12 protein-coding genes and 4 tRNA genes are annotated in these 11,937 nt (G+C 45.9%); 6 read left to right on the top strand and 10 right to left on the bottom strand.

Annotation, left to right across the window (positions count from 1 at the left end):
* Positions 1-79 precede the first annotated feature (79 nt).
* On the bottom strand, positions 80-1,768 hold the full coding sequence (gene ilvD / locus VIM88_RS04485; RefSeq protein ID WP_331861684.1) for a dihydroxy-acid dehydratase: 1,689 nt from the start codon (positions 1,766-1,768) through the stop codon (positions 80-82).
* A gap of 169 nt (positions 1,769-1,937) precedes the next feature.
* Between ilvD and VIM88_RS04480 the strand changes: the two genes are divergently transcribed.
* The 4 genes from VIM88_RS04480 (at position 1,938) to VIM88_RS04465 (ending at position 2,467) form a co-directional block, all read left to right on the top strand.
* Positions 1,938-2,012: transfer RNA gene (locus VIM88_RS04480), tRNA-Gly, on the top strand.
* A 136-nt stretch (positions 2,013-2,148) separates the two neighbouring features.
* A tRNA-Leu gene (locus VIM88_RS04475) sits at positions 2,149-2,235 on the top strand.
* A 9-nt stretch (positions 2,236-2,244) separates the two neighbouring features.
* Positions 2,245-2,318 (top strand) — tRNA-Cys (locus VIM88_RS04470).
* Between the two features lie 61 nt (positions 2,319-2,379).
* Positions 2,380-2,467: transfer RNA gene (locus tag VIM88_RS04465), tRNA-Ser, on the top strand.
* Between the two features lie 236 nt (positions 2,468-2,703).
* Here the strand turns inward: VIM88_RS04465 and VIM88_RS04460 are convergent.
* The 3 genes from VIM88_RS04460 to queF all read right to left on the bottom strand — a co-directional run bounded on the left by VIM88_RS04460 (position 2,704) and on the right by queF (position 4,187).
* The gene (locus VIM88_RS04460) at positions 2,704-3,078 is read right to left on the bottom strand and encodes a DUF805 domain-containing protein (RefSeq protein WP_331861683.1); all 375 of its coding nucleotides are present in this window, start codon (positions 3,076-3,078) and stop codon (positions 2,704-2,706) included.
* Positions 3,079-3,314: 236 nt separating this feature from the next.
* Complete coding sequence (locus tag VIM88_RS04455) at positions 3,315-3,674, bottom strand: hypothetical protein (protein WP_331861682.1); 360 nt, start codon at positions 3,672-3,674, stop codon at positions 3,315-3,317.
* A 3-nt stretch (positions 3,675-3,677) separates the two neighbouring features.
* Positions 3,678-4,187 (bottom strand): preQ(1) synthase, encoded by a 510-nt coding sequence (gene queF / locus VIM88_RS04450; RefSeq protein ID WP_331861681.1) that lies wholly within the window; start codon positions 4,185-4,187, stop codon positions 3,678-3,680.
* A 122-nt stretch (positions 4,188-4,309) separates the two neighbouring features.
* On the opposite strand from queF, the gene VIM88_RS04445 reads away from it, so the two are divergent.
* Together VIM88_RS04445 and VIM88_RS04440 are read left to right on the top strand one after the other, a co-directional pair.
* Positions 4,310-4,693, top strand: coding sequence for a DoxX family protein (locus tag VIM88_RS04445; RefSeq protein WP_331861680.1), 384 nt, complete (start codon positions 4,310-4,312; stop codon positions 4,691-4,693).
* Positions 4,694-4,749: 56 nt separating this feature from the next.
* Positions 4,750-5,676, top strand: a complete 927-nt coding sequence (locus VIM88_RS04440; RefSeq protein WP_331861679.1) for a bifunctional methionine sulfoxide reductase B/A protein — start codon at positions 4,750-4,752, stop codon at positions 5,674-5,676.
* Between the two features lie 5 nt (positions 5,677-5,681).
* Here VIM88_RS04440 and VIM88_RS04435 read toward each other — a convergent pair whose 3' ends face one another.
* From VIM88_RS04435 to VIM88_RS04410, 6 genes are all read right to left on the bottom strand, one after another.
* On the bottom strand, positions 5,682-6,149 hold the full coding sequence (locus VIM88_RS04435) for a globin (protein WP_331861678.1): 468 nt from the start codon (positions 6,147-6,149) through the stop codon (positions 5,682-5,684).
* A 112-nt stretch (positions 6,150-6,261) separates the two neighbouring features.
* Positions 6,262-6,519 (bottom strand): hypothetical protein, encoded by a 258-nt coding sequence (locus VIM88_RS04430; RefSeq protein ID WP_331861677.1) that lies wholly within the window; start codon positions 6,517-6,519, stop codon positions 6,262-6,264.
* Between the two features lie 28 nt (positions 6,520-6,547).
* A complete protein-coding gene (locus VIM88_RS04425) occupies positions 6,548-7,219 on the bottom strand; it encodes a SprT family zinc-dependent metalloprotease (RefSeq protein ID WP_331861676.1) in 672 nt (223 codons plus the stop codon).
* 8 nt (positions 7,220-7,227) lie between these two features.
* Positions 7,228-7,677 (bottom strand): hypothetical protein, encoded by a 450-nt coding sequence (locus tag VIM88_RS04420; protein ID WP_331861675.1) that lies wholly within the window; start codon positions 7,675-7,677, stop codon positions 7,228-7,230.
* Positions 7,678-7,825: 148 nt separating this feature from the next.
* Entirely contained in the window at positions 7,826-11,143 is a 3,318-nt protein-coding gene (locus VIM88_RS04415) for a bifunctional diguanylate cyclase/phosphodiesterase (RefSeq protein ID WP_331861674.1), read from the bottom strand.
* A 259-nt stretch (positions 11,144-11,402) separates the two neighbouring features.
* Positions 11,403-11,831 (bottom strand): hypothetical protein, encoded by a 429-nt coding sequence (locus VIM88_RS04410; RefSeq protein ID WP_331861673.1) that lies wholly within the window; start codon positions 11,829-11,831, stop codon positions 11,403-11,405.
* Positions 11,832-11,937: the final 106 nt, after the last annotated feature.

Raw genomic sequence — 11,937 nt, 5'->3', positions numbered from 1 at the left:
GTCTTTATTCGGACCCGGAGTGGTCTGTCAAGGCAAAGCCTTGACCGGATAGAGCGAATGCCTATAAAACTGCGGATGATCAGTCCGCCTGTAAGACGGCACCTGAACTTGCATTCGTCACCAACGCTCTATATTGTCTTAGCCATTTACTTTTCAATGGCTTGACGATAGGTTCAAAATTGTCTCTTCTTTCCGCGATCTCTTCGAAGCTAAGCTTTGCTTCCAGGATATAGTTGTCCACATCGATAAAGATCTCATCACCGTCTTCAAGCAGGCCGATAAGACCCCCTTCTGCAGCTTCCGGACTGACATGTCCTATACTCGCACCTCTGGTTGCTCCTGAGAACCGGCCATCCGTAATGAGAGCGACCTTGTCTCCCAGCCCCATACCCATGATAAGACTGGTAGGACTGAGCATCTCCTGCATACCCGGACCGCCGCGGGGACCTTCGTATCGGATCACCACGACATTGCCGGCCTTCACTTTACCTCCGAGAATCCCTTCGATGGCCTCATCCTGGGAGTTAAAACAGACAGCGGTTCCTGTAAAGACCCTTTCTCCGGTGATCCCGGCTGTTTTGATCACGGCCCCTTGCTCTGCAAGGTTTCCATAGAGAATGGCAAGTCCGCCCACTTCAGAATAAGGGTTGTCTATCGTGTGGATGATGTTCGTGTCCAGGATCTCTGCTTCTTTGACTTTCTCATAGAGCGTTTCTCCCGTGATGCCGAGGTTGTCAAGCAGGATGTTCTCGCCGCGTTTCATCATTTCATGCATGACGGCATTGACCCCGCCTGCCTTATTGATATCTTCCATATGCACAGTGGAGAGTGATGGGGAGATCTTGGCGATGTGTGAAACCCTTTTGCTGATCGCATTGATGTCTTCAAGATTGAAGTCGACTTCCGCTTCTTTCGCGATAGCCAGCATATGCAGTACGGTATTAGAACTTCCGCCCATTGCCATATCTACAGCGAAGGCATTACGTACGGCATTTTCATTTAAAATGTTTCTGATACGGTACTTCTCACGCTCAGCCGCTTCAGACTTGGCGATCTCACAGATACGTCTGGCCGCTTTTCTGTAAAGCTCTGTTCTTTCCGGTGTCAAGGCAAGGATCGTTCCATTTCCCGGAAGGGCGATACCCATAGCTTCCATCAGCGTGTTCATGGAGTTGGCCGTGAACATCCCTGAACAGGAACCGCCGCTCGGACAGGCGTTGCACTCGATATCATGAAGTTCCTCATCGGTGATCTCTCCTGCCTCATGTTTCCCAACCGCTTCAAAAGCAGTAGCAAGGTCGATCGGTGTACCGTCTTTTGTATATCCTTTTTCCATAGGTCCGCCTGAGACAAAAACGGTAGGGACATTGACGCGCAGGGCACCCATGATCATTCCCGGAACGATCTTGTCACAGTTAGGTATGGCGATCATCGCATCAAGCTTGTGGGCATTCATCACGGTCTCTACAGAGTTGGCTATGATCTCCCGGCTCGGAAGCGAGTAAAGCATGCCGTCATGCCCCATAGCGATCCCGTCATCGACCCCGATGGTATTGAATTCAAAAGGTACACAGCCATTGGCACGTATCTCTTCTTTGATGACTTCCGCGACCTTGTTAAGGAAAAAGTGTCCAGGAATAATTTCTATAAATGAGTTTGCTACACCAATGAACGGTTTTTCAAAATCTTCATCTTTTACCCCTGTCGCACGCAGCAGACTTCTGTGCGGAGCTCTGCTAAACCCCTGTTTTATTTCGTCACTTCTCATCGGAAAGCCTTTCTGTATATTTTAATGGATTATAGCACTTTCGTATTCAAAAAACGCTAAGAAAACAAATTTTATACACAAAAGTGCTTTTAGCTCTTTACATTAAATTTTTTTTTGGCTATAATCGCACTCCGATTTTAAGATAAAAATTAAAATTCGGTATGGAGATGCGGGCGTAGCTCATCGGTAGAGCATAACCTTGCCAAGGTTGGGGTAGAGGGTTCGATTCCCTTCGCCCGCTCCATATAAAGTATGATCTTCTATGATCTTCAATTAATTAAAAAGCAGAAAAACTACTTTTTAGCGCATCTTGAAAGCGTAGGCTTGTGTATGGATGTTTAAAGATTTTTAAAATTATAATAAATAGTTGGTACCAACATGCCCGGATGGTGGAATGGTAGACACAGGGGACTTAAAATCCCCCGGTCATTGTGACCGTGCCGGTTCAAGTCCGGCTCCGGGTACCACCAATAGACGGAGCCATCGCCAAGTGGTAAGGCCGCAGCCTGCAAAGCTGCTATCCCCGGTTCAAATCCGGGTGGCTCCTCCATTAACATTATATAAACTAGGTTTTATCTTTTTCGGGTAAAATTCTTTTTCTACAAAAACGTCGGGAGATGTCAGAGTGGTCGAATGTGCCGGTCTTGAAAACCGGTGAGGGTAACACCTCCGGGGGTTCGAATCCCCCTCTCCCGGCCACCTATTTTATGCAATCCTCGCAAAGTACTTTCAAAGATTCTAGCAACTTTTTATTTCTAAACCTGTGTCAATTGTATGTAATTATTCATGTGATATCTGCATTAAAATATATTTATACTTTTATCAGAATGCTGGAGATATCTTGAGTGATCTTTGAGAGTTATTATATAAGAATTTATTTTATTGAGACGAGGTTACTTTAAACGACGTCTCTTCTATAGTTATGTGTAGTAGCCTTATGCTACTGCAGCGGCTAGTTTTGGATTTGGTCCGTATTGATTATCTTCTTTGCTATCAAGTACACTAAAGATGAATAGTACAAGGGGCCCAATCAAAGGAATAATAATAAGCAAATACCACCAGCCTGTTCTACCTATATCATGTAATCTTCTAACAGATACAGCTATACTTGGTAACATATGTACTAATAGAAATATTCCACCTAATAAACCAATTCCTGCTTCCATACTGAATGACCCTAGCATTCCATCAAGAAATGACATTAACATAAAACCTATTATATAGAATAACACAAAATACCAATACTCCGCTCTTTGCGCTCTCCCGCTAAATGTAGCATATTCTTTAAATGCTTTTAAGTACCAATTCATTTTCTCTCCCTGTTTTTTAATTTGTATAAAATAATATACAAATTTAATTTTATCTTATTAATATAATATTTATGTCATATTTTCATTTGTTATCAACAAGATATACATATTGCATCAGTAATAGTGTTCTGCTTGTTTTATATAAACCAAATTTAATGATTATCACAAAATAATTTTTTGGTACATACAGATATTTGTTTAATGGATATTAGGTTGCAATTTATCGCAGATGTAGATCAGTGCACCTGAAAGAACTTCTGTTTTTTGACCGGAGTAAAGTCTTCGCCGAAGCAGATGCGCTGCTGAATGCCGCCGCGGGCTGTCAGGTCGACGATGATCCCCAGAGCGTCGACATCGACATTTTTTTGGATCTTCTGATAGATCTCATACGCAATGTTCTCAGCCGTAAGGGTGACGGACCGCAGTGAAGTGATGTACTTTTTAAAATCCAGCAGGTCGAAACTCTCCCCTTTGCTTGTAAAATGCACATAGAGCGTGCCGCGATAGGGTTGCCCGCTTTGGCCGAGAAAAAGCAATTCCGGGGACATATATTCTATCTTGGTACCTGCTTGGGCATCTACTTTTCTAAACTCCATGTTTCATCCTATGCGTTGGGGATTGAGATTTCTGTTCATAAACCGGTAGTTTTCGATCTCTTGATATTTGGCTTCGCCATTGCTGAAACTGAATACAGGGTGTATGCTGATATTGCCGCGCGGGTAGAACAGCCCGACGACTTCCAGATATTTGGGCTGCATCAGTTTGACCAGATCTTTTCCTATCTTGTTGACCACATCTTCATGGAACTCACCGCTGTTCATAAAGCTGAAAAGGTAGAGCTTCAGGGATTTGCTTTCGACCATCTTGATGTCGGGGATGTAGTTGATGATGAGGGTGCCAAAGTCAGGCTGATGGGTTTTGGGGCACAGAGAGGTGAATTCATCCGCATTGAGCGTGACCCAGTAGTCCCTTTCAGGGTGCACGTTCTCAAAGGTTTCCAGGAGTTCGGGAGCATACTGATACTTGTATTCCGTGTGTCCGGCACCTAACTGGCTCACTTCACCGGCCCGTTTTTTCTGATATGCCTCTTCTTCGCTTTGTATGCTCATGCAACCTCCTCATAACGGGCGCAGCCAATGGTATCTGACCTTTTATCACTGCCCAAATTGTAACATAAGAGTTCAAAATACTTGCTATAATGGTGTACTTTCAAATTGATAAGGAGTATAACATGTCGGAACATATAGGAAAACTGGTACTGCGGGTCATGGTCGGCGGAATGATGCTTTTTCACGGGATCGAGAAGGCATTGCACGGCATCGACTTTATTAAAGGGGTAGTGAAGTCCCATGGCTTGCCTGAAATGTTGGCGTATGGGGTCTATGTGGGAGAGATACTGGCCCCGATCTTTTTGATCCTGGGATGGAAAAGCAGGATTTGGGCCGGCGTGATCGTGTTCAATATGGCAGCGGCCATCTACTTGACGAAAATGGGTGAATTCTTCAAAATGGGAAGCCATGGGTCCTGGGCATTGGAGTTGCCGATGTTCTATCTGTTGAGTGCCTTGGCTATCGTGCTTTTGGGTTCTGGAAGATATGCGGTGATGAGGGATTAGTACATTGAAATTGTACAGGGATGATCGATAGGTCTAAAAAACGCAAAAGGCGAGATATGCAGAAGATAGTATGGATCTTATGTCTGATGGTGACATCGCTGGTGGCTGACGCGTTGACGCCGTGGAGTGCCAAACTGAACAGCCTGACTCCCTTTGAGAAGCATGTGATCATAGACAAAGGGACGGAACGCCCGTTCTCCGGAAAGTATGTAGATACGAAAGAGGACGGCACCTATACCTGCAAGGTATGCGGTGCACCGCTCTACAGGTCCAGCGACAAACTTGATTCCCACTGCGGCTGGCCGAGTTTTGACGATACCATACCAGGCGCGATCAAAGAAGTACCGGATGCTGACGGCAGTCGCACTGAGATCGTCTGTGCGAACTGCGGAGCCCATATGGGACATGTCTTTAAAGGGGAGGGGTTTACCGAAAAAAATGTGCGCCACTGCGTCAACTCTGTCTCTCTCAACTTTCAAAAAAAGAAAGAGGCCGCCGCTGCATGGGAAAAAGCCTTTTTTGCCGGAGGGTGTTTTTGGGGCGTGGAGTATCATCTTGAAAAGATCGACGGGGTGAAAGAGGTGACGTCAGGGTTTATGGGCGGCCATCTGAAGAACCCCGGTTACGATGATGTGATCAGAAAAGATACAGGCCACCTGGAAACGGTGGAGGTGCTGTATGATCCTTCAAAGGTCTCGTATGAGACACTCGCCAAAACATTTTTTGAGATACACGATCCCACGCAGTCGGACGGGCAGGGACCGGATATCGGGAGCCAATACCTCTCGGCCGTTTTTGTCAACAGTAAAGAAGAGCGTGAAACGATAGAAAGACTGATAAAGGTGTTGGAGAAACAAGGTCTTAAGATAGCCACGAAGATCCTGCCTGCTGCATCTTTTTACCCTGCAAAGGCCTACCATCAGGACTATTATGAACGGAAAGGTTCACAGCCTTACTGCCACAGGCGTGTCAAGCGGTTTTGAAGCGGTCAGGCGTCCCGGGTATTGATCATCCATTGTGAAAAGACATTCAGGTAGTTCCAGAAGCTCTGGATATTTTCTTCAGAGCTTAGCTTCTGCGCTATGATGGGCTGAAGCGCCTCTTCAAACGTCACCAGCCAATGCAGTCTTGCATGAGGCGTGATAGGGAAAGGGGCATGCCTTTTTCTCATTTGCGGCGCACCCCGGTTTTGGTTGAAGTAATCAGTCCCTCCGCAGATCTGTATGAAAAAGTCTGCCGAGTGCTGGGCCGCTTTTTTCATCTCTTCTCTCTCTTTGGGAAAGATCTCTTTGATGGGACTCTCAAAGAGACCCATATAAAATCTGTCCAGCAAAGCACGCATACCTTCTTCCCCTATGTCAGCGAGGAATCCCGGGTTGGGTTTGGTGACCGGAGGGTTGATCCCCTCCTGGTAAGGGAGTATGGAGAAGTCTAAAGTGGAGGTGCCAAATTTCATGATACTGTGCCTTTTTATGGTTTGGGGCGTTTTTGAGAAAAGCCAAAAACGCTGCTGCTGTTCTGTAGGATGTTTATAGCATGAAACCGCTTAGGTGTCAAGCTTTGGCGTGTCAGTGGCAGCTTCCGGTGCCGCAACTATCACTGTTGTCTACAGCAAAGCTGTTGGCATAGCCGCACTCCAAACAGGTAAAAGAGAGGAGTTTGGGTCCGGAACATCCGCCTGACCTTTGATCGGTCAGTTCGATACTTTTATGATGGCATCTGGGGCAAAATCCCCGTTTGATCGCATCGAGCTGTTCTTTTTTCTCTTTAAGATAGTAGATGTAGACCAGGACAGACCCTATAAGAAGGATAAGCATAAAGGCCAAAAGGTAGAATGAATCGATGGGAGACTCCTTAGGTGGTATAGTGCTTCAGGTCACTGACATGCGTTTTATAGTCAGGCAAATGGTTTTCGACCAGCTGCCAAAACGCTTTTTGATGGTGTTTATGCTTGATATGGGCAAGTTCATGCACGATGATGTATTGTATCACATCTTTGGGGAGTTTCATCATCATGGTATTAAAGCACAGCACATTTTTTGCACTGCAGCTTCCCCATTGGCGCTTGGTTTTACGGAAACGGAGTGCCGCCGGGGAAAGACGCATTCTATCTGCCCAGAATGCAACCTGGTCAGGTATATACCTTTGCGCTTCCTTTTTGTAGAAACGGTCTACATGGGCATGAAACAGTGTCTCATCGTAGCTGTGATAATGGAGTGTGAACTTTGTTTCATCAAACTCGAGCTGCACCTTTTTTTTACCGTGAGGGATCAGTTCGAGAGGGTAGCTGCTGCCCATAAAATAGACTTCAGGCGTACGGGAAAAGTCTATACGCTTCCCCTTCTTCTTCTGCAGTTTTTCTCTGGAGTGGTTGATCCATGAAGCTTTTTTCAATAAAAGCTGTTCTATCTTGTGCTGAGGTACTCTGGGGGATTTGATGATGAGGTCCCCCTCCTCATCAAAGGTGAGATAGATGTGCTTGAGCCGGGGGTTGATGATATGCGTATAGCGGGGCAGAAGACTCATAGGTAAGATCAGTTGACGATTCTGCCATTTTCATAGATCACCCTTCGATAGACCGAGCCATCTTTGTTGTAGGTTTGCGCCGGTCCGTTCTTGACACCATTCCTGTAGGTATAGGAGACCATCACGTCACCGTTTGGATAGTAGGCTTCCTGGATACCGTCTTTTTTCCCGTTGACATAGCTGGCTTTCCAAAGCATTCGGCCTTTAGGGTCATAGCCTATCTCTGTGCCATGAGGCACGCCGTTTCGGATCTGGGAAGTGGAGGTCACATGTCCATCATAACCGTACTGCTTAAGAAAACCGTTTTGTCCGGTGTCATCATCCATGATGAACTCAGAACGGAGCTGGCCGCCGGTAAAGTACTCTTTTTTAACGGTTTTTCCTGAAAGACCGGGCTCTTTACAGGCGCTTAAGAAAAGAAGTACAAAAACAGAAAGTAGTAAAGATATTTTTTTCATAGAAAACCTCGATAAATAATTTGATATGCACTATGGTAATATGAGTATACTGTAAGTTGCCTTGTTGCCACACTGAAAACCTTGACTCTTTTTTTTATTTGATGGAGATGTCGGTACTATTTACCAAAACAGGTCAGAACAGGGGGAGTTACGCCTTCCTGTTCTGTAAAAGAACCGCTTCCATCTCTTCGGCTAAAATAGGGCGTGAGTAGTAATGCCCCTGAAAATAGTGACAACCGTTATCTATTAAAAAGTCTCTCTGCGCTGCCGTTTCTATTCCTTCGGCAATAAGGTCGAGGTTAAGGCTCTTGGCAAGTACAATGATCGTTCTGACGATAGCCATATCCTCATCATCTTGCGGAATATCCTGAATAAAGGAGCGGTCGATCTTTAACCTATTGATGGGCAAACGTTTCAAAAGGGACAAAGAAGAGTATCCCGTTCCAAAATCATCGATAGAGATGCCAATGCCCAGTGCCTGGATCTGCCCTAGTTTCTTAATGACCTCTTCGGGTTTTTTCAGCATCTGCCTTTCGGTGATCTCAAGTTCCAGCCAGTTGGCCCTGAAATCATTGCGGTTAAGGCAATCTTTGATCTTTTGAAGGAAATCCCCTCTTTCCAGATGCTGTATGGAGATGTTTAACCCGAGTCTCCCGGGGTTGAGACCTTTTTTATACCATTGGGCCATTTGCTTCATGGCCGTCCGCATGACCAGTTGATCGATCTCGACGATGATCCCTGTCTCTTCTGCAAGAGGAATGAAGGCATCAGGAGAGAGAAGTCCCAGTGTAGGGTGTTGCCATCGTATCAATGCTTCTACACCTATCAGGGTATTGGTAGAGGCATCCACCTGCGATTGATAACATATGACAAACTCTTCATTTTCGATGGCCTGGCGCAAGTGTGTCTTCATCTCCATGCGTTTCAAGGCAAAGTCTGTCATTTCGGGTGCATAGAACTGAAACGTGTTCCTCCCCTCCTGTTTGGCTTTATACATAGCAGTATCGGCATACTTGAGCAGCGCGGCTGTATCGGTTGCATCTTGCGGATACACAGCAATACCGATACTCCCTGTCAGGTAGATGGTATGCCTGTCAATGACGATCACGGTTTCCAGTGCATGAAGGATGCTTTCTGCCAATACGGTTGCATTCTCCGGGTGCATCAGATCTTCCATGATCAGGGTGAATTCATCGCCGCTTAACCGTGCCAGGGTGTCTTCCTCCCGAATGACGTTATGGATACGTTGTGCTACGACCTTTAACACTTCATCTCCTACATCATGTCCCAGAGAATCGTTGATATGTTTAAAATTATCAAGGTCAATGAAGAAGAGCGCAAATCCCTCTTGATGGCGTTTTGATCTCTGAATGCTCTGTGCAAGTCTGTCCGTGAACAGTACCCGGTTCGGCAGACCGGTCAGGGCATCATAATGCGCCTGATACTGCAGGGTCTCCTGCTGCGCGAGCAGTGCATCCTCCGCCTGTTTTTGTTCAGTGATGTCCTGCAGATACCCTACAATACCTGTAGGGACATTCTCGTTATCCCTAAGGAGGGAAAGGGAGAGGTTGATCAATACGGGTACTTTGGATTTTTTGAAGAGTGTCAACGTACAGCGATATTCTCCCTCTTTCATCAAAGCAGGCATGTGTTGTACAAACGCCTGATACGCTTCGGGTTCAAACAGCATTGCAATAGGTTTTCCCATGACCTCATCGGCGGTGTATCCGAAAAGTGCTTCAGATCCCTTATTCCAGCTGGTGATGTTCCCTCTCAGGTCCGTTGTATTGACAGGTTCATGGGTCTGCTCAATGATCTGTGCCTGATGTAATAATTTGAGTTGGGTCTCTTTCTCTTCGGTGATATCGGTATGGGTTCCCAACATACGGGTCGCAGTACGGTCTGCATTAAACTGGACCTTCCCCCTGTCTAGGATCCAGACCCAGTGCCCATCCCTATGTCTTAACCGATGCTCATTTTCATAATACTCTGTTTCGCCATGTAGATTTTTATAGATATCTGCCCAGGTTCTGTCTATGTCATCAGGGTGAATGCGGTCAGACCAGGTAGACAGTCCATTCGCAAGTTCATTGTCCGCGTACCCCAGCATCTCTTTCCATCGGGGAGAAAAATAAACCGTGTTGTCAAGGATATTCCAGTCCCAGATACCGTCATTGCTTCCTAAAAGGGCCAGTTCCATACGCTCTTTGAGCTCCTGGTTCAGCTGATTGCTTTGTCTGAGCGCATCCGTCTGTGCCTGTACCTCTTTGCTGGTCACGTTGATAAGATGCGTTAACGCTTCAATAGAGGTACTGTTGATATCGTTCGGTTGCCGTATCTCCTCGGGGATATGGCGAGGGAGCGTATCACTTTCACTTAGGGAAAGCAGGGTCATGGTTTGATTGAAGAGTGCTTTCTGGGTTGAGGTAAAAAATTCACCATAGGTAAAAAAACCGGATACAGGCGCCAGGGTCTGCAAGGGCATGATCTCCGATTCGACCTTGCTGCCCAGAAAGTGTCTTCTTGTCATACAGGAATAGACAAAAATAGCTTCAGAGGGATGCCTGGCTGTGGACGCAAAGATATTTTTCGATTTTTTTAAAATCTCAGAACTGTTCCCGTAACCGATCCGAACCTTCTCTCCTGTATATACATTGCCTCCGACCATCAGGGAGCCATCTTTTTCCTTCGCGATACAGGCCCGTGAGAGCGTTGAGCCGTTGCGATGCACCATCAGGGGAAATTCAATGCCTACCCCTGGCAGACCCTTGGCGATCTCTTCGCCCAGATAATGGGCATAGACGTCTACCGCACTTTTCCCGTTAATGGTATGGACACGATTCCTCTCTGCGCTGGTCACGGTCAGTTCATTCCCGATAGGATGCCAGCCGAAACTGTAGTCTTTGTGGATATGCAAGTGTTCGCTGTCGAGCGAAACAGCTACAGCGCCATGGTTGAAAATGCCTTGTTTGGTAAAGACCAACGTGTCGATAAAGCGACTGTTGTCCCCTGCCGCACCTCCTGCAACGATGACATCCTCATTGACAGAAGCGATACCTTTCAAGAAGGCTTCCCCGTTGGTGTGTATCCCGTCTGTGAACGCGATAAGGAGCTTGGTCTCTTCCCCGATCAGCTCTTTTGCCAGATATTGTCCACTATGGTATCCGTCAGCCGTATGGGCTATGGCCGCCGTTTTCAGTGAGGTCTGTTCAAACTGTGTGAAGTTCAGAACCACTTTCCCGGAGGATACTTTTCCGTTCATGATCTCACCGTCAGTTGTGGTCCCCAGGATCTCTGCCTCTGGGAGCAGTGTCTCTAATTCTGAGAGGAGGGTAGAGAGGAACGACTTGTCGACAATAGCGGAAAAGACCTGGATCAGAAGAGAAGAGGCGTTTTGGAGATTAGAATCCTGGATAAATGATTCTAGATCCTCTTTGGTAGTATAGTAGGTATTGATACTTTTCATAATATGATCATTTCTATCCATTTACATGGTTGTTCCCCAAGGTAACAGCGCCCATCTTCTATGATCAATTATAATACAGGAGAGATTAAAAACGTCGTATCATTACGATGATCCCTGGCAGAAAAACCAGTATCGGTCCAAAAACACACTTAGCGGCTTCTTGTTTTCTGGGCAGGATGCTGTTGCAGCAGGGTAAAGCTTAGGGTATGGAGGTGCAGCAGCAGATAGTATCTATGCGCTGCTTTTAAAATGGAGAGGATCAATCGTTCAGCAGTCTGATCAGTCCCATAGGTGCATATTTTGCCATAGGGCCGCCAGCTTCCCATTTCTTCATCGCAAGATTGCCTACCACCATATACCGGGAAACATGCTCTGCCTGGCTTATCTCTTTGGAGTAGTTGAACAATTCTCTGGTCTGTTCTTCGTCATGGTCTGCAAAGTTTCTTGACAGATACTTCGTATAGATGGCATCCGTGTCTTTTTCATTGAGCCTGTATGCTTGCGTAAGGTACTCCATCGCACCCATAAAGTACCCGAACAGCATAGGGTGTTTGGTTTTGTCATCAAGCAAAAAGGGGTTGTTCATTTTGGGCATTGCAAGAGATTCTTTGGTGAACACATCCAATTGCTCTGCAATTTTTTCATACGGTATTGTTTCTTTTTTTTTCAGAAAGTCAAACAAGCCCAAATTAAACCTTTCTTTTGTGATTCTTTTTTTGCGATTATTATAGCCTATTATTCTTGTATTAAGTAATATGGAAATAGTTCATTTTGCTCATGGGCTGCTTGGAGGG

Origin of the sequence: Sulfurovum sp. (assembly GCF_036568385.1) — a bacterium.
In the GTDB taxonomy this organism is placed as follows: Bacteria; Campylobacterota; Campylobacteria; order Campylobacterales; family Sulfurovaceae; genus Sulfurovum.
Note: the sequence above shows the minus strand (reverse complement) of the source record. Positions and strands in the feature narration are given on the sequence as shown.